The following is a 16,999-nucleotide window of genomic DNA, read 5'->3' on the forward strand; positions in this document are numbered from 1 at the left end:
ATAGCAAGTCTTGCTTGGCATGAGGGAGAATCAGCCGAGATACAATCGTCGTGGATATTCACGGGTGTGGAGTGTCTTGTATGCTGCGGCTGCCGATTCAACCCCTTTGGCAAAAGATTTCTCAGTGGCCAGTGTGGGAGCCCACACGGCTGGCGATCGCCAGTTCAATTCTTCTGCATGCCGTTATCCTTGCCTTTGTGCGGGTGCCAGAACCCACACCACCAGAGTTGGCTACAGATCAACTGGTGCCCTTGGTCAGCCTTTCGCCAGAACTGGAAGCGGAGTTACCCTCTATCGAGCCGCTGCTGCCTACCGAATTGCCACCCCTTGCTACAACGACGCCCCCGCCCCTGCCCTTTACAGGCATCGAACCCCCTCCCCTTTCCTTTGCCCCCTTGGCACCACTGCCCCCCTTGCCGCCGCTGGCGGAACTCCCGCCCTTGCCTACTCCAGTACCGATGCAGCCACTGCCGCCCCTGTGGCAATTGCCCCCGCCCCCCCGCCCCTTACCCGTGGTTCCGACAACCCCGAATGAAAATGTTGCCGTTGCCCCCGAACTGGTCTCACCCCTACCAACTTCTGAATCCACCCCTCCAGAGCCGGTGGCAACCACAGAAAGTGAAGCGGCAGCAGCCTTATCCCGTTGGTTTACTCAAGCCCGACTGACCCTCAATACCACCAATTTGCAAGTGAATTTAGCCCAGCGAATCACGGATTTTTATCCCCAAGAGGCCTGTGGCGATCGCCTGCAGGGGGAAACAACGGTTGCTGTCGTCGTCACTCCCCAGGGCAAGTTACTCCCTGCCAATGCCGCTCCTGAAACGGGTCTGCTCAGTCGCAATCCCCAGATTATTCGCAGTAGTGGCTCTGCGCTCCTCGATCAAGCGGCCCTAGAACGGGTACGTCAGCAGTCCTTTGAGGCCACAGGGCAGTATCAAGCCCTAGCGCTCACCTTTGCCTTTGAGTATCGTCCAGAGGTATGCCGTGCTCAGCCCCCTGAAGCTGCCCCCACAGCACCGCCGCCAGCACCCACACCAACCCCAGTGACGCCGCGACGACCCCCTGGCCCACCGCCTGCAAGTGAAGTTTCACCCACACCGACTGCCACACCTTCTGAGCAGACCCCCCCACCGCCGTCCCCAGAACCTAGCGGGACAAACCCCGCGTCTGAAGCGCCGGCGGCGAGTCCGCCAGCAACATCTCCCGAATAAAGCGGGCGATCGCCCGTTGTAGGAGGCCGTTGACAATACGCTGCCCCATCTCTTGTACCTCTGGGCGCACAATAATCCGCAGAATCACGGGAATGACTTTACCCCAGTCGAAGCCGGGAGTATCCTGCAAGATGCTGAAAATGCGGCGCAAATGCTCTAGGGCATTAGGTTCAGTGACGATATTGGAACTTGCCGTTGCGGGTACTGGACGGGTTACGAGGGGTAACAGTTGCACCAAGTTCCATTGTCCCATCGTTGTCCGCGCCCACGTGTCGAGACTTTTGACAATTTCATCTGCTAGGCGATCGCGATACTCCGTTCCCCGCTCCGAAAACAGAAAATCCAAGGCCTGCTCTAGCACCACATTAAAGTCATAGTCACGGCTCTCGCGGGCATTGCGCAGCAGATTTTCGAGGCGTGTCCAGCGAAATTGACCATCCTTGAGGAGGAGATTGGTGAGACTCCTGCGCAGCTCCGGGGCAGGATCCGTGAGTAGTCGCTTGGCAATGTAGGGATAGGCAGCACTGAGAACCTTGAAGTTAGGATCAACCCCCATGGCAATCCCCTCCATGGTCAGGAGGGATCGCACAATCAAGGCATAGTAGGCGGGCACCTGAAAAGGGTACTCGTACATCACCTCTGAGAGGCGATCAAAAATCCGTTGGATATTGAGTTCCGAGACACTTGCCCCCAAGGCATCCTCAAACACCAAGGCCAAAGCAGGAATGATTGGTTCAAGATCCGTATCCGGCGTCAGGAAGCCCAAATGCACATAGTCCTGAGCAAGGCTTTCGTACTCACGATTGACAATATGGACAATAGCATTTAACAAGCCATAGCGTTGCTCTGGGGCAATCTCACTCATCATGCCAAAATCAAGGTAGGCCAATTTCCCACTGGGCATGGCCAACAGATTCCCCGGATGCGGATCCGCATGGAAAAACCCATGTTCAAGCAACTGCCGCAGGGAGCACTGCACCCCCACATACACCATGTAGCGCGGATCAATCCCTAAGGCCTGAATTTGCTGCGGTTGGTTGAGTTTAACCCCCGTCACCCACTCCATGGTCAGCACCCGCCGCCGCGTGTAATTCCAGTAAATCTTGGGAATATAAACATCCGTCAAGTGGCCATAGAGGCGGGCAAAGCGTTCGGCATTCCGTCCCTCTTGGGTATAGTCCATTTCCTCAAACAGGCGACTGGCAAACTCATCGAGAATGGCCACTAAATCACTGCGAATGTCTTTGATTAGGCGTTTTGCCCAATAGGCTACCCCCCGCAGAATGTAAATGTCCAAGGTGATACTTTCTGCTAAACCGGGGCGTTGCACTTTAACGGCCACCTCTTCACCGCTGTGGAGTTTGCCGCGATACACTTGCCCCAGGGAGGCAGCGGCAATGGGGTGATCACTGAGTTCAGCAAAGAGTTCACTGGGAGGAGCACCGAGTTCTTCCTCAATAAACTGAAACGCCACTTCATTGGGAAAGGGGGGCAATTGATCTTGGAGTTTTGTCAACTCCTCTAGATATACAGCAGGGAGAAGGTCAGGACGGGTGGAGAGGGCTTGTCCCACTTTGATGTAGGCCGGGCCAAGACGGGTTAACGTTTCCCGCAGGGCGATCGCCCGCCGGCGTTGATTTTGTTTGCTCTGGCCGGTGATCCTGTCCCACCAGCGGTTAAAAAGAAGCCAAAACACCGGCCAGAGAATCCGCAACCAGCGACTCAACACCAGCAAAGGTCGCCGCCGATAGTAGGCATCAATGGCCACCGGATCGTAGGGTTGAAAGGTATCCAAATCATTGGGAAGGGTTTCAGCCGCGATCGCAATCTCTTGGGGCGCGGAATCAAGGGGGACAATTGCCGTATTCATGGGCAGTGGCGCAAACTCTTAAAGTATTTTAACAATCAGTTCATCGCCAAGGAGTGCGGAAAATGCGGCTAGTCATTTTGGGGGCAACCGGACAAGTGGGCTGGCAATTGGTGCAGCAAGCCCCCCCCGGCGCTGAAGTGATTCCCGTTGCTCGCCAAGGCACTGCCGTAACGCTGGACTTGGAAGATTTAGAGGCCATTCCCCGCCTGCTGAAAATGTTGCGACCCGATGTGGTGATCAATGCGGCAGCCTATACGGCTGTGGATCAGGCGGAACGGGAACCGCAACGGGCACAACGGATTAATGGCACGGCTGTGGGTCTTTTGGCAGAAACAATGGCAACGGTGGGGGGGCTGTTGATTCACTACTCCACCGACTATGTGTTTGCCGGCAACCAATCCCTGCCCTATCGGGAAACCGATGCCACTGCCCCCCTCAATGCCTACGGCTACAGTAAGTGGCTAGGAGAGCAGGCGATCGCCCGCCAGCAGCCTGCCCACCTCATTTTGCGCACCAGTTGGGTCTATGACCTGCGGGGGAAGAACTTTTTACGAACCATGGTTCGCCTAGCCCAAACCCGCCCTGTGGTACGGGTTGTTGCCGATCAAATTGGGACGCCCACGGCGGCTCCCTTTCTTGCCCAGGTCACCTATCAGCTCCTTGAACGCTGGCTTGCGGCTCCCTCCCTTAGCGGCCTCTATCACCTGACACCGCGGGGGAGCACCAGCTGGTATGGCTTTGCCGCCAAAATTTTTGAGCATTTGCGTGCCCGAGGCTACAGCACTGCCGCCCTAGAGGCCATTCCCAGCCATGAGTATCCCACCCCCGCCAAGCGCCCCGCCTTTTCTGTGCTCAATTGTGAGAAGTTGGAGGCGGTTTTGGGCGCCCCTCTACCCCCTTGGGAGGTTATTCTTGAACCCCTTTTAATGCAACTAGATCCCCAATCCGTTCTTTAGGGAGCTGTTGCAAGGTGGTTTGCATCTGGCTGAACCAGTCAATGAGCTGCTCCAGTTGTTTTTCCACTGGCTGTAGCCCCAATCCCCGCACAGTAATTTTGCCCTGATGATAGACAAACCGACTGTGGAGATGGGGAGGCAGTTGCTCCAGGAGCAGTTTCCACGCCGGTTCCGCCATGGGGGTTTCGAGAACCACGTGTTGCTTGCCCTCGGGGCGAATGCGGCTAATGCCACACTGGCGCGCCAGTTGCTTGAGTTCGACCACCCGCAGCAGTTGCTGCACCGGTTTGGGCAATGCCCCATAGCGATCGCTCCACTCGGCGGCCAGTTGCGTCAATTCTTCCTTGGTGGTTGCTGCAGACACAGCGCGATAGGCCGCCATTTTCTGCGCCAGATCGGGCATGTAGTCGGCGGGAATAAAGGCAGTGACATTGAGATCCACTTGGGTATCGTCAACGGTGGGAATCTCTTGGCCGCGAATCTCGGCGATCGCCTCCTCTAACAGTTCCACATACAAATCAAAGCCGACACTGTCCAGTTGACCGTGCTGCTCTGCCCCCAAGAGATTGCCCACACCGCGAATCTCCATATCTCGCATCGCCAACTGGTAGCCAGAACCCAGTTGCGTAAACTCCTGAATTGCCCGCAGCCGTTGACGGGCAGCCTCCGTGAGCACCTCTTGGCGGGGGTAAAATAACCACGCATGGGCTTGAATGCCGGCGCGTCCCACCCGTCCCCGCAGTTGATAGAGCTGGGCGAGACCAAACCGCTGTACGTCCTCTATCAAAATCGTATTGACGCGCGGAATATCCAAGCCCGACTCAATGATGGTCGTACACACGAGAATATCCGCCTCGCCATTGCTAAAGCCGAGCATCGTGGATTCCAGTTCCCCCTCTGCCATCTGACCGTGGGCAATGAGAATACGGGCGCTGGGCACCATCCCTTGGAGTTTGGCGGCCACCTCCTCAATGCCCTCCACACGAGGCACGACATAGAAGACTTGCCCCCCCCGATCTAATTCTTGGCGAATTGCACTGCGCACCGTTTCTGGGTCATAGGGGGCTAGGTGGGTTTGAATTGGGCGCCGCGAGGGGGGAGGCGTCGTGATCAGGCTCATTTCCCGCACCCCCGACAGCGCCATATAGAGGGTACGCGGAATCGGTGTCGCACTCAGGGTGAGGACATCCACTTGGGTTTTCAGGGCTTTGATTTTCTCCTTTTGGTTAACGCCAAAGCGCTGCTCCTCATCCACCACCAAGAGGCCGAGATCGCGAAATTTAACCGCCTTACTCAGCAGCTGATGGGTTCCCACGACAACGTCAATTTCGCCAGTTTTGAGTTTCTGCAGGATGTCTTGCCGCTCCCGCTCACTGCGAAAGCGATTGAGGAGTCCCACTTGAATTGGATAGGGGGCAAAGCGCTCCTTGAGGGTGTGGTAATGCTGCTGCGTTAGGATTGTTGTGGGCGCAAGAACCGCCACCTGCTTACCTGCCATGACGGCCTTAAAAATGGCACGAATGGCCACTTCAGTTTTGCCAAAGCCCACATCGCCGCAGATGAGCCGATCCATGGGGCGATCGCTCTCCATATCGGCCTTGACCTCTTGAATGGCCTTGAGTTGATCAGGAGTTGGTTGATAGGGAAAGGAGTCTTCCATCTCCTGCTGCCAAGGCGTATCGGGGGGAAAGGCAAAGCCCCGTTGTTGAGCGCGCTGGGCATAGAGGTGCAAGAGATCCACGGCTACTTTCTTAACAGCTTTGCGCACCCGTGCTTTGGTGCGTTCCCAAGTGTTCCCCGTTAACTTATTGAGCTGGGGGACGCCCTCCCCTTGTTTGCGGTAGCGGGAGAGACTATTCAGTTGATCGGCAGCCACGCGGAGAATGCCATCGGCATACTGTAGGGCAAGGTACTCGCGGGTTTCATTGTTAATCGTTAGCGTTTCAAGGCGCAGGAACTGGCCAATGCCGTGCTGGCGATGGACAACGTAGTCCCCCGGCTGGAGCTTGTTCAGATCCACCTGTTTGGCAGCAGCGCGGCGGCGTTTGCGCACATAACCGAGGTTGACCAAGTTGTGCTGGCCAAAGAACTCGCGATCGCTCACCAGCACAGTGCGGAAGGTGGGCAAAATAAAACCACTGATTTCCGCTAAACCACTCGCTTTGAGGGCAATGGGCACTCGCTGTTGCTGTAGTTTGTCAATGGCCGGAAAGTCCTTGGGATTGGGCACAAACTGGGCGGGGCAATCGTGCTCCTGCAATAGGGCCACCGAACGACTCGGCTGTGCCGAGACCAACCACAGGGTGTAGCCCTTGTCCCGCTCCTCCCGCAGCGTCGCCGCCAAGCGAGCAAATTGGTGGGGAATGGCCGGCACTGCCCGGGCTGACAAATTAAGACCTAGCCCCTCACCGGCCAGTTCGTAGAGGTGTAGGCGTTGAAAGCGTTCAAGGGTTTGAACCCTGTCTGACCACGGGCGATGGATGGGGGGCGGTGGGGGGTCTAAAGTTTGCCAATAGGCTTGAGTCTGCTCATACCAGCGATCGCCATGGGTAGCACAAAGGGCCGGCTCATCCACGGCAACTAGGGTTTGGGTCGGCAAATAGTCCAAGAGCGAGGCCGGCTGCGGAAAAGCCAACCCAAGGTAGCGCCGCAGCCCCTCTTGATCTTCTGGAATGAGATGGGCTTGACCCGCTGCCTGCAGGGCTTGGGCAATCAGCGGCGTAAAACTAGTGGGTGTCAGTGTGACCTGCTCAAGGGCATCAAGGCGATCGCCTTCAGCCTGTAAAGAGCGTTGACTGGCCGGATCAAACTCGCGAATGGACTCAATTTCATCGCCGAACCATTGCAGACGCACCGGCAGCTCCGCCGAGACGGGGAAAATATCCACAATGTCGCCGCGCCGACTCCACTGACCCTCCGTTTCCACCAGGGGAACTCGCTCATAACCAAGGGCAGCCAAGGCGGTGGCCACCTCCCCTAGGGATTGCTCTTGACCCACCTGTAACGTTAGACAGGCAGCACGGAACTGCTCTGGTGGGGGTAAATGGGGTTGCAGTGCCCGTTCCGTGGTGACAATGGCAATATTGGGGCGATTACTCTCGACTAAAACTTGGAGTTGCCCCCAGACCATCTCCGCTTCCAAATCAAAGGGGTCATAGGGAGAGGCCTCCGATGTCGGGTAAAAGAGAACGGCATCCCAGCCCATGAGTTCCAGTTGCGCTGCCCAGCGTCCCCCCTCCTCTAGGGTGGAGGTAATCACACACAGGGATTGCTGACTCTGCTGCGCCAGTGTGGTGGCCACCAAGCCCTTGACAAAGCGGGGGATTCCCGTGAGGACAAGTTCCCGTTGGTGTTGTAATTTGCTGAGCAGTTCCGCCGTCAGCGGCAGCTTACCCCAACTGCGGGGAATTGCCATTAAGGACATAGACAGTGTCGGCCAAGACTTGAGAATTGAATTGCCACCCCTGCGGGCGGTGCTAAGGCATGATAGTGCTTGCGCTATAGCTCTTTTCTAAAATACGAGATACCCCCAAGGGATGCAATCTAGAAACCTCGTTCATAATCGTATATTGAAGAGCTAGAATTCCTGACATTTGATGACGCGATCGCCCGATCTTGATAGCCCCCCGCCAGAATCCTCGGCCATCCTTGACAGCACCCTTGAGGTCACTGACCCCATTGACCCGGAGGATGAACTGCCCAATGAAGTGGAAATGTCCCTCTGGGATCACCTAGAGGAGTTGCGGCAGCGGCTCTTTGTTATCCTCGGTACTGTTGCTGTCACTATTGTTCTGTGCTTTACCCAAGTCCGCTGGATCATTCAGTTCCTTGAAAAACCAGCCCATGGTGCTAAGTTCCTCCAACTCAGTCCGGGGGAATACTTTTTTGTCTCCTGTAAAGCAGCGGCCTACAGTGGCATCCTCCTAGCAACGCCGATGATTCTCTACCAAGCCATCCGTTTTATCCTGCCGGGACTGACACGGCGTGAACAACGGTTGCTGGCACCGGTAGTTTTTGGCTCATCGATTCTTTTTATTGCGGGTTTAGTCTTTGCCTACACCTTCTTGGCACCCGCAGCCCTCGGCTTTTTCATTAACTATGGGGCAGAGGTGGTGGAGCAACTGTGGTCGATTGATCGCTATGTGGACTTTATTTTGCTGTTGCTTCTCGCCACTGGATTGGCTTTTCAAGTCCCTATTCTTCAGTTGGTTCTCATTGCCCTCGGCATAGTCTCGATTCCGCAAATGCTCAGCCAATGGCGCTATGTGGTGATCATTGCTGTGGCCGTGGCAGCCGTGTTGACCCCCTCTATTGATCCGATTACTCAGGGACTGTTGGCAGGTGCCCTTCTTGCCCTCTACTTTACGGGGATTGGCTTAGCAAAACTCATGGGGGTGGGGCGTATACCCCAAGAAAGACTCAATTAGAAAAGATGATTTGGGGGATAAAAATCAATTATGGCGATCGCCCGTTGAACTCATCAAGGCTATCAATAGAAGTGATATGCTGATGTTGCCAAATTAGTGCGTCCTCTTGCGATCGCAAAAATGGCATTACTTTAACAAGTTTTTGTGTTTAGGAGCGGTCTTCATGCCCATTGCCCTTGGGATGGTAGAAGTCCTAGGTCATCCCCCTGCTTTAGCTGTTGCCGATGTGATGGTGAAAGCAGCCCGTGTGACCCTTGTGGGCTATGAATTGGTCAGTGGTGCTCGCCTGACAATTATTGTGCGCGGCGACGTTTCTGAAGTGCAAATTGCGGTTGCAGCCGGTGTTGAAGCTGCCAAGAAAATTCCACCCCAGAGTCCTAAGGAAAAAACTCTCTATCTATCGTCAACGGTGATCCCCCGCCCCCACGAGAATCTAGAGGCCGTTTTCCCGAAAATGCGGTTCCAATATGGCGATGGCTGGGAGCGTTTTCTGGTTTAGAAGCCTTGAAAAAGGCTCTTTAATGAGCAAGGCTCCACCGCTCAGATAATTGACTCAGAGGGGAGTAACCCACCCAATCAACTATCTCAACAGTGAAGCCGCAAAATCGCTAGGAAACAGTTTTAGAGGGGCACTTAGGCCAGACCGGTATTGACCCCCGGCTTACCCGTGAAAAGTTCCACTTTCACAATTTTGCCACCCATTTTTTGGATGCGTTGTTGCTCGCGGAACCAGTTTTCGTAGGGCACCAGTTTGGTGAAGTAGGTGTTTTGCAGTTCGCGCTGGGTGCGAATACGGGTTTGACTCGGCACACAGGCGGTAATTTTGAACATGCGCATGGAATGGGACTCCAAATCTATGTGGGGTGATTACACGTCTGGGAGCTAAAGGCCAGACCCAGACTGTTTAAGCACAATTGCCATGACAGGCTGACACTCTAACCCCTAACTCCCAGACAGATGGGCAACCGGAGAGTTGTACCTAGCTTAAGCCAGAGCAGATGTAGTCAAAGTAGATGCCCATTTCTTTGCCGGCATCGGCACCCACCAAGCTGGCGGTGACTTCTTTCATGGCTTGGATAGCTTGCACCGTGGCAGCGATGGGCACACCCAAAGAGTTGTAGGTTTCTTTCAACCCATTGAGCACCCGCTCATCGAGGATAGAAGGATCCCCGGCCAACATGGCATAGGTGGCATAGCGCAGGTAGTAGTCGAGGTCGCGGATACAGGCCGCATAGCGGCGGGTGGTGTACATGTTGCCACCAGGACGGGTAATGTCAGAGTACAGCAGAGATTTAGCCACTGCTTCTTTGACAATATTGGCGGCATTGGCACTGATCACGGTTGCAGCCCGCACCCGCAGCTCGCCAGTGGCAAAGTAAGCTTTCAGCTTCTCCATGGCGGCGGTGTCGAGATATTTGCCTTGCACGTCAGAAGCGTTGATGACAGCGGTAATCGCGTCTTGCATAGTTCTTTTTCCTCAAAAACTAATTTGGCTATGAATCAATGAAGGATGCTGAGGCGACCTACTGCATGGCGCCAATCACGTAGTCAAAGTAAGAACCGGCTTCAGCGGCGTCTTCAGCAGACAGCAGCGAGGAGGCAACGTTCTTCATGGCGCGAATCCCTTCGGCCACAGCAGAAATGGGAGTGCCGAGGGAGTTATACATTTCACGCACGCCCACCAAACCAATTTCTTCGATGGGGGTGACATCACCCGCAACAATACCGTAGGTCACCAGCCGCAGGTAGTAGTCGAGATCCCGCAGACAGGTGGCAGTCATTTCTTCACCGTAGGCATTGCCACCGGGGGAGACCACATCAGGCCGTTTTTGGAAGAGTTGATCGCCCGCTTGCTTGACAATCCGCTCGCGGTTTTCGGTCAAGATTTGGGCAATGCGCAGGCGGCGCTCGCCAGTGCTGACAAAGCTTTTAATGCGATCCAGTTCACCGGGGCTAAGGTAACGGGCCTCGGCATCTGCATTCACGATAGATTTCGTGACGACGCTCATTGAGTTCCTCCAAAGTTGGAATTGTAAAACAAGGGTCTTGATAATGTGGCATCTGCCATTGGAGTGTTACGACTCACCGCCCTTCCGAAGGGAAGAGAGGTACGGCGATTGACCCAAGGGGCTGACGTAACCTTCCGCAAACATTCTCAGGCATTGGGGGGACATCTCCCACATTATCGCAATCCTTTTTAACATTCTTAACATTTTTTCAGAAATCTGCTAAGGGACTATTCCAGCCATTCAATAATGCGGGTACCTAGATCGAGGGGGATATTTACGGCCTTGCCAAGGCGGGGTTTCTCACGGGTGGCCTCAATAAAGGCGCAGACTTGCTGGGCACAGCCCCAGTCGTTGAGGTGCTGCGCGATCGCCCTTAGGTGGGCGGCATAATCTTCAGGGGTATCGGGATAGGACGCCTGCTCAAGGTAGCGCCACATCACCTGTAAAAACACGCGATCGCCCACGCGGCGAAACTGCAGGTCAAAGGAGCGCCCCCATTTGCGCAGGAGCAAGGCGTGGAGTTCATCACCGGTGAGGGGTGTCAGCATTGGCAAGAATATCAGTCCTTGCGGTCGGGACGGCTCAGAAAGTGTGATAATAGTTAACAAACGTAATCATCTTACGGCTATCTGTTTCGATTCCTTAGTAAATAAGCGTAAACCATGGCTCAAGTTTCTGGAATGTCTGATGTGCCCGATATGGGGCGGCGACAGTTTATGAATCTGCTGACGTTTGGTACCATCACGGGTACAGCGTTAGGCGCTCTTTACCCTGTCGTCAAGTATTTCATTCCGCCCTCCAGTGGCGGCACAGGGGGGGGTGTTGTTGCGAAGGATGCCTTGGGTAACGACATTAAGGTCTCCGATTACCTTGCAAAGCATTTGCCGGGCGATCGCTCCCTTGCCCAAGGGATTAAAGGGGATCCCACCTATGTGATTGTTACCGAGGATCATCAAATTGCCAATTACGGTTTGAATGCCGTCTGCACCCACCTTGGCTGCGTGGTGCCCTGGAATGTCAGTGAGAACAAGTTCATTTGCCCTTGCCATGGCTCTCAATACGACAGCACCGGTAAGGTGGTGCGTGGCCCTGCTCCCCTCCCATTGGCACTGGTAAATGCCACGGTTACCGAAGATGACAAACTGGTGTTTACCCCTTGGACGGAACTCGATTTCCGCACCGGCAAAGAACCTTGGTGGACGTAAAAAATTAGGGAGTGCTATGAAACGCTTTTTCAAATCTCTAACGCTGGCGATCGCCCTTGCCGCCAGTGTACTTCTCTGGTCACCGCAGGCACAGGCCTACCCATTCTATGCCCAGCAGGGCTATGACAGTCCCCGCGAAGCCACAGGCCGAATTGTCTGTGCCAACTGTCACTTGGCTGCCAAACCCATCCAAGTGGAGGTTCCCCAAGCTGTGACCCCCGATTCTGTTTTTGAAGCGGTGGTGAAAATTCCCTATGACACCAGTGTGCAGCAGGTGCTGGGGGATGGCTCCAAGGGGGGTCTCAATGTGGGGGCAGTGCTCATGCTGCCCGAAGGTTTCAAAATTGCTCCTCCCGATCGCCTGCCTGAGGAGTTGCAGGCTAAAACCAGCGGTATTTACTACCAACCCTACAGCGAGGACAAGCAAAACATTATTCTGGTAGGTCCCTTACCGGGTGAGCAGTATCAAGAAATTGTCTTCCCCATTCTTGCCCCCAATCCAGAGACAGATAAATCCATCCACTTCGGTAAATACGCCGTCCATGCCGGGGGTAACCGCGGTCGCGGCCAAATCTATCCCAATGGGGAAAAGAGCAACAACAACGTCTTTACCGCACCCATTGCGGGCACAATTACCCGTATTACCCCTAACCCCGATGGCAGTACTGCGGTGGTAATCACCCCCGAAAGCGGTGAAGCAGTGACGGAAACTATTCCCGCCGGCCCTGAACTCATTGTCAGTGAAGGTCAAACGGTAGCTGCGGGCGAAGCCCTCACTAACAATCCCAATGTGGGCGGTTTTGGTCAAAAGGATACGGAAATTGTCCTTCAGGATCCGAACCGCATTAAGTGGCTGTTGGTGTTCTTTGCCGCCATTACCCTCTCGCAGATTCTGCTTGTCCTGAAGAAGAAACAAGTGGAGAAAGTACAAGCTGCCGAGATGAGTTTCTAAAGGAGCAACATCACCAAGGGTAGTGCAACACCTCCATGACACGATTGTGGCGATCGCCACGGCAATTGTGCCCCAGCAAGGGAGTATCGGCATTGTCCGCCTCTCTGGAGCCAAGGCTGTTGCGATCGCCCAGTCTTTATTTGAGGCACCCGGCAAGCAGCCTTGGGAATCCCACCGCATTCTCTACGGCTATGTGCGTGATCCCCGAACAGGGGAACGGGTAGATGAAGCCCTCCTCCTTTTAATGCTGGCTCCCCGCTCCTACACCCGCGAAGATGTGGTGGAATTTCACTGTCATGGCGGGCTGATTCCTGTCCAGCGCGTGCTGCAACTCTGCATTGCCGCCGGCGCCCGTTTAGCCGAACCGGGAGAATTTACTCTGCGTGCCTTTCTCAACGGTCGCCTTGATCTCACCCAAGCCGAAAGTGTGGCTGAACTGGTGGCCGCCCAATCCACAGCCGCGGCCCAAATGGCTCTCGCGGGTCTGACGGGCAAACTAGGCCGACCCCTCAAGCACATTCGGCAAACCTGTCTATCCCTTTTGGCGGAAATTGAAGCGCGGCTTGATTTTACCGATGAGCTACCCCCCCTTGACCCCGCCGCCATTGCCGCCCAAATTCGCGAGCTACAGCATCAAGTAGAAGATTTTTTGGCCACGGCGGAACGGGGGGCACTGATTCGCACGGGGTTAAAGGTGGCCATTGTGGGTCGCCCGAATGTCGGGAAGTCGAGCCTGCTCAATGCTTGGAGCCGTAGCGATCGCGCCATCGTTACAGATTTACCCGGCACCACCCGCGATATTGTGGAGTCCCAATTGGTTGTAGGTGGCATTCCAATCCAAGTGCTCGATACCGCCGGTATTCGCGAGACCGATAACCCTGTTGAACAAATTGGCGTCCAGCGATCGCGCCAAGCTGCCGCCAGTGCCGATCTCATCCTTTTTGTCATCGATGCGAGTCAAGGGTGGACAGCCGCTGATCAAGAGATTTACGACCAACTCAATCTCCAAAAGCGGCAACAACAGGCGCCTAAGTCAGTCTTAGTCGTCTTGAATAAAGCCGATCTCCTCAGCGAAACGATAGATAGCAAAGATATTGCATTGCCCATTGCCCCCATTCCCACTGTCCTGCTCTCTGCCCTTAGCCAAAGGGGAATTGAGCATTTGGAGGATGCCATTTTAGACCTTGTTCAAGGCCAAGGGGTTACTGCCGCCAACCTAGACTTTGCCATCAACCAACGCCAAGCGGCGCTCTTGGAGCAGGTTCACCAATCCCTGAATCACGTGCTTGCGGCCATTGATGCCCAACTGCCCCTCGATTTTTGGACGATAGATCTTCATGCCGCCGCCCGTGCCCTTGGCACCCTAACCGGGGAAGAGGTGACGGAGTCCGTGTTAGAACAAATCTTTAGCCGTTTTTGCATCGGAAAATAGCCCATGCTTTGGAATGCCAGCTACCGGCCGTTATTTGCTTATATCCTTCCCTATCGGCGACGGTTGCTGGTTGCTTTTTTGTGTACCCTCGGCTACGTCTCGACCATGCCGGCGATCGCCTACCTGATTGGCCAAGCGGCCAAGCTCATTGGCGCAGGAGATTTACTCGGCCTCATTCAGTGGTGTGCGGCCTCCTCGCTGCTGTTTGTCGGTCGCAGTTTTTGCCAATTCGGCCAAGATGTCCTCATGTCTGATATTTCCCTACGAATTGTCTATGACATTCGGGTGCGGCTTTACCGTCATCTGCATCGTTTGGGTGTGGACTATTTCGAGAAAGCAGCGACGGGCGATCTCACCTATCGCCTCACCGAGGATGTAGATCGCATTGGTGTCATGATCAATAGCAGTTTTCATCGTCTGATCCCCTCAGTTTTAACAACATTTGCCGTTATTGGTTATATGTTCTACCTCAACTGGCAATTAACACTGGGAACGATGATCATTGCACCGCTGATGACATTTCTTATTGCTTGGTTTGGCAACCGTTTGCTGCGACAGTCGCGCCTGAGTCAAGCCAGGATTGCCGATTTAGCTTCCCACCTCACGGAAATTTTTTCTGGGATTCGCTTGATTAGAGCCTTTGCCGCTGAAGACTATGTCGTCGAGCAGTTTGAACAACAAGCCGACACTAACCGCCGTGCTCGCTACCGTGCAGAACGCATCAAGTCAATGCAATACCCTGTGGTGGGGTTTCTCGAAGCCCTCAGCATCATGCTGCTGTTTATCTTAGGGGCATGGCAAATCAATGCAGGCCATCTCACAGGACCACAGTTCCTGAGCTTTGTTGCCGCAGTGGCACTACTGATAGACCCAATTAATATGATTTCCGCCGATTACAACGAACTGAAAATGGCACAGGCCTCGGTGGAGCGCAGCTTTGGCCTGTTGGCTGTAGAACCCACGATCAAGGAAATCAGCCAGGCGCAGCCCTTACCTCCCATTTCTGGGAAAGTGCAATACCTAGATGTGTGCTTTGGCTATGATCCAGAGCGGCCGGTACTCAATGACTTTAATCTTTTAGCGGAGCCGGGCGAAGTGATTGCCCTTGTGGGGCACTCAGGGGCAGGTAAATCAACCATTGTTAACCTATTGCCGCGTTTTTATGACCCCCAAGCGGGGAAAGTCTTGATCGATGGTATTGATATTAAAACTGTCAGCCTCAAAAGCCTACGGCGGCAAATTGGTATCGTTCCCCAGGAAACCATTCTTTTTTCAGGCAGCATTGCCCAAAATATTGCTTTTGGTTACCCTAAACCAGATTGGGAACGACTAATTGAGGCCGCCAAAATTGCCAATGCCCATGACTTTATTACTCAGTTTCCTGAGGGGTATCACACATGGGTGGGGGAAAGGGGAATCAATCTCTCCGGGGGGCAACGACAACGACTGGCGATCGCCCGCGCCGTTTATGCCGATCCGCGCATCTTAATTTTGGATGAAGCCACCTCTGCTTTAGATGCCGAATCGGAAGCCTTAGTTCAAAGCGCCCTAGAGAAAGCAATGAAAGGGCGCACTGTCTTTATTATTGCCCACCGCTTGGCGACGGTTCGTCGCGCCGATCGCATTCTTGTTCTAGAGCAGGGGCGGATCGTTGAAAGTGGCACTCACCAAGAACTCCTAGCTCAGTCTGCCCGCTATGCTCAGTTTTACACGCAGCAGTATTTTCAAGACGCGGAATGACCCTTTTTCTGATGGGCTGGCCGTTTAGATTCTATGACTTGGGGAGGAAATCTTTCCTTGGTGGCAGGGTGTGAAAATAGACCTTGAACTCTCAGATTGGCGAGGACAGCCATGGGTCTTGATCCCGCAGATTTACTAGTTTTGAGCGATCGCCAGGGATCGCTTTAACACTGATGATGCGCCAGCCCCAGTCCTTAACGGTGCCAGAATTAGCTGAGCAGTTGCAGTGGTCTGCGGCAGAGGTGAGTGCCACTCTAGCAGAAGTTTTGCAACTAGGTTACGTAACGGTTGACAACGACACCTACTAAGTCAAATTCGGACGGCGTACTCCTCGCCTTCAACCCAAATGTCAGTCGCCCCGAGTTGCGGCGGTTTGGGACAAGTTGGGTTCAGTCTCATCCACTTCTTACAGCAACAAAGCGTTAATGGTAGAGGCAACCCGTGTGGTACTCTTAAATACGCTGAGTTTTACAAAGGAAAATCAGGACGAGTGCGCCCAAAAGTTCTTGCTGGCAACTGGAAAATGCACAAAACCCAACAGGAGGCGGTGGCCTTCCTACAGGATTTTTTAGGAAAGTTGGTGGATACGCCCGGCGATCGCGAGGTGGTGCTGTGCGTCCCCTATACCTGTTTGAGTGTGTTGTCCAAGAGTCTGCACGGAACGCGGGTAAAACTGGGTGCCCAAAATGTCCATTGGGCAGATCAAGGGGCGTTTACGGGCGAAATTTCGCCACCGATGCTAGTGGAGTTGGGTGTGCGCTACGTGATTGTTGGCCACAGTGAGCGGCGGCAGTATTTTGGTGAAACTGATGCGACGGTCAATCAACGGCTCAAGGCTGCTCAAAGGCACGGTCTGACCCCCATTCTCTGTGTCGGCGAGACAAAAGCGCAGCGGGATGCAGGGGAAACAGAAGCCCATATCTTGCAGCAGTTAGCGCTGGACTTGGTGGATGTGGATCAGACCAATTTGGTCATTGCCTACGAACCCATTTGGGCAATCGGTACCGGCGACACCTGTGAAGAAACGGAAGCCAACCGTGTCATTGGTTTAATTCGCAGCAAGTTGCAGAATCCCGATGTCCCCATTCAGTACGGTGGCTCGGTCAATGCCACCAACATTGATGCGATTATGGCACAGCCAGAAATTGATGGGGTTCTTGTGGGTGGCGCCAGTTTGCAGCCGGAGAGTTTTGGGCG

General features: G+C 54.3%; 16 protein-coding genes. 10 read left to right on the forward strand and 6 right to left on the reverse strand.

The genetic code is table 11. The features are described 5' to 3' along the window. Nucleotides 1–80: 80 nt before the first annotated feature. Entirely contained in the window at nt 81–1,211 is a 1,131-nt protein-coding gene (locus Q0683_RS01660; RefSeq protein ID WP_298975962.1) for a hypothetical protein, read from the forward strand. Here Q0683_RS01660 and Q0683_RS01665 read toward each other — a convergent pair. Continuing rightward, nucleotides 1,147–3,081: an AarF/ABC1/UbiB kinase family protein gene (locus tag Q0683_RS01665; protein ID WP_298612414.1), complete on the reverse strand. Its 1,935-nt coding sequence runs from the start codon at nt 3,079–3,081 to the stop codon at nt 1,147–1,149. The genes Q0683_RS01660 and Q0683_RS01665 overlap by 65 nt on opposite strands. Before the next feature lie 62 nt (nt 3,082–3,143). Between Q0683_RS01665 and rfbD the strand changes: the two genes are divergently transcribed. Continuing rightward, nucleotides 3,144–4,037 (forward strand): dTDP-4-dehydrorhamnose reductase, encoded by an 894-nt coding sequence (rfbD, locus tag Q0683_RS01670; RefSeq protein WP_298612417.1) that lies wholly within the window; start codon nt 3,144–3,146, stop codon nt 4,035–4,037. On the opposite strand, the gene mfd is transcribed toward rfbD, so the two are convergent. Further along, nucleotides 3,988–7,461, reverse strand: a complete 3,474-nt coding sequence (gene mfd / locus Q0683_RS01675) for a transcription-repair coupling factor (RefSeq protein WP_298612420.1) — start codon at nt 7,459–7,461, stop codon at nt 3,988–3,990. The two genes, rfbD and mfd, sit on opposite strands and share 50 nt — an antisense overlap. 172 nt (nt 7,462–7,633) lie before the next feature. Here mfd and tatC point away from each other — a divergent pair, with 172 nt between their 5' ends. Together tatC and Q0683_RS01685 are read left to right on the forward strand one after the other, a co-directional pair. Further along, complete coding sequence (tatC, locus tag Q0683_RS01680) at nt 7,634–8,464, forward strand: twin-arginine translocase subunit TatC (RefSeq protein WP_298612423.1); 831 nt, start codon at nt 7,634–7,636, stop codon at nt 8,462–8,464. Nucleotides 8,465–8,627: 163 nt separating this feature from the next. Beyond that, a complete protein-coding gene (locus tag Q0683_RS01685) occupies nt 8,628–8,963 on the forward strand; it encodes a carbon dioxide-concentrating mechanism protein CcmK (protein WP_298612426.1) in 336 nt (111 codons plus the stop codon). Between the two features lie 134 nt (nt 8,964–9,097). Here the strand turns inward: Q0683_RS01685 and Q0683_RS01690 are convergent, their stop codons facing one another. The 4 genes from Q0683_RS01690 to Q0683_RS01705 all read right to left on the reverse strand — a co-directional run bounded on the left by Q0683_RS01690 (nt 9,098) and on the right by Q0683_RS01705 (nt 11,021). Next, complete coding sequence (locus Q0683_RS01690; RefSeq protein ID WP_011056799.1) at nt 9,098–9,301, reverse strand: phycobilisome linker polypeptide; 204 nt, start codon at nt 9,299–9,301, stop codon at nt 9,098–9,100. A gap of 142 nt (nt 9,302–9,443) precedes the next feature. Then, nucleotides 9,444–9,929: an allophycocyanin subunit beta gene (apcB, locus tag Q0683_RS01695; RefSeq protein ID WP_149817471.1), complete on the reverse strand. Its 486-nt coding sequence runs from the start codon at nt 9,927–9,929 to the stop codon at nt 9,444–9,446. Between the two features lie 58 nt (nt 9,930–9,987). Further along, a complete protein-coding gene (gene apcA, locus Q0683_RS01700) occupies nt 9,988–10,473 on the reverse strand; it encodes an allophycocyanin subunit alpha (RefSeq protein WP_298612435.1) in 486 nt (161 codons plus the stop codon). A 227-nt stretch (nt 10,474–10,700) separates the two neighbouring features. Next, nucleotides 10,701–11,021, reverse strand: coding sequence for a DUF3067 family protein (locus Q0683_RS01705; RefSeq protein WP_298612438.1), 321 nt, complete (start codon nt 11,019–11,021; stop codon nt 10,701–10,703). A 114-nt stretch (nt 11,022–11,135) separates the two neighbouring features. Between Q0683_RS01705 and petC the strand changes: the two genes are divergently transcribed. The 6 genes from petC to tpiA form a co-directional block, all read left to right on the forward strand. After that, complete coding sequence (gene petC, locus Q0683_RS01710; RefSeq protein WP_298612440.1) at nt 11,136–11,678, forward strand: cytochrome b6-f complex iron-sulfur subunit; 543 nt, start codon at nt 11,136–11,138, stop codon at nt 11,676–11,678. Between the two features lie 16 nt (nt 11,679–11,694). Continuing rightward, a complete protein-coding gene (gene petA / locus Q0683_RS01715; RefSeq protein ID WP_298612443.1) occupies nt 11,695–12,630 on the forward strand; it encodes a cytochrome f in 936 nt (311 codons plus the stop codon). Between the two features lie 22 nt (nt 12,631–12,652). After that, nucleotides 12,653–14,062, forward strand: coding sequence for a tRNA uridine-5-carboxymethylaminomethyl(34) synthesis GTPase MnmE (gene mnmE, locus Q0683_RS01720; RefSeq protein WP_298612446.1), 1,410 nt, complete (start codon nt 12,653–12,655; stop codon nt 14,060–14,062). Between the two features lie 3 nt (nt 14,063–14,065). Further along, entirely contained in the window at nt 14,066–15,802 is a 1,737-nt protein-coding gene (locus tag Q0683_RS01725) for an ABC transporter ATP-binding protein (RefSeq protein ID WP_298612448.1), read from the forward strand. Between the two features lie 173 nt (nt 15,803–15,975). Next, complete coding sequence (locus tag Q0683_RS01730; protein WP_298612450.1) at nt 15,976–16,110, forward strand: helix-turn-helix domain-containing protein; 135 nt, start codon at nt 15,976–15,978, stop codon at nt 16,108–16,110. A 182-nt stretch (nt 16,111–16,292) separates the two neighbouring features. After that, on the forward strand, nt 16,293–16,999 hold a 707-nt coding region (tpiA, locus tag Q0683_RS01735), incomplete at its 3' end, for a triose-phosphate isomerase (RefSeq protein WP_298975969.1).

The sequence above is a fragment of the uncultured Thermosynechococcus sp. genome (genome assembly GCF_938074695.1).
Taxonomy (GTDB): domain Bacteria; phylum Cyanobacteriota; class Cyanobacteriia; order Thermosynechococcales; family Thermosynechococcaceae; genus Thermosynechococcus.

Excerpts from the sequence above, each read along its gene's own strand:
- apcA (WP_298612435.1), bottom strand. The coding sequence starts at position 10,473 with ATGAGCGTCGTCACGAAATCTATCGTGAATGCAGATGCCGAGGCCCGT.
- rfbD (WP_298612417.1), top strand. The coding sequence starts at position 3,144 with ATGCGGCTAGTCATTTTGGGGGCAACCGGACAAGTGGGCTGGCAATTG.
- Q0683_RS01730 (WP_298612450.1), top strand. The coding sequence starts at position 15,976 with ATGATGCGCCAGCCCCAGTCCTTAACGGTGCCAGAATTAGCTGAGCAG.
- Q0683_RS01690 (WP_011056799.1), bottom strand. The coding sequence starts at position 9,301 with ATGCGCATGTTCAAAATTACCGCCTGTGTGCCGAGTCAAACCCGTATT.
- petA (WP_298612443.1), top strand. The coding sequence starts at position 11,695 with ATGAAACGCTTTTTCAAATCTCTAACGCTGGCGATCGCCCTTGCCGCC.
- Q0683_RS01685 (WP_298612426.1), top strand. The coding sequence starts at position 8,628 with ATGCCCATTGCCCTTGGGATGGTAGAAGTCCTAGGTCATCCCCCTGCT.
- Q0683_RS01660 (WP_298975962.1), top strand. The coding sequence starts at position 81 with ATGCTGCGGCTGCCGATTCAACCCCTTTGGCAAAAGATTTCTCAGTGG.
- mfd (WP_298612420.1), bottom strand. The coding sequence starts at position 7,461 with ATGTCCTTAATGGCAATTCCCCGCAGTTGGGGTAAGCTGCCGCTGACG.
- petC (WP_298612440.1), top strand. The coding sequence starts at position 11,136 with ATGGCTCAAGTTTCTGGAATGTCTGATGTGCCCGATATGGGGCGGCGA.
- tatC (WP_298612423.1), top strand. The coding sequence starts at position 7,634 with ATGACGCGATCGCCCGATCTTGATAGCCCCCCGCCAGAATCCTCGGCC.
- apcB (WP_149817471.1), bottom strand. The coding sequence starts at position 9,929 with ATGCAAGACGCGATTACCGCTGTCATCAACGCTTCTGACGTGCAAGGC.
- Q0683_RS01705 (WP_298612438.1), bottom strand. The coding sequence starts at position 11,021 with ATGCTGACACCCCTCACCGGTGATGAACTCCACGCCTTGCTCCTGCGC.
- Q0683_RS01725 (WP_298612448.1), top strand. The coding sequence starts at position 14,066 with ATGCTTTGGAATGCCAGCTACCGGCCGTTATTTGCTTATATCCTTCCC.
- Q0683_RS01665 (WP_298612414.1), bottom strand. The coding sequence starts at position 3,081 with ATGAATACGGCAATTGTCCCCCTTGATTCCGCGCCCCAAGAGATTGCG.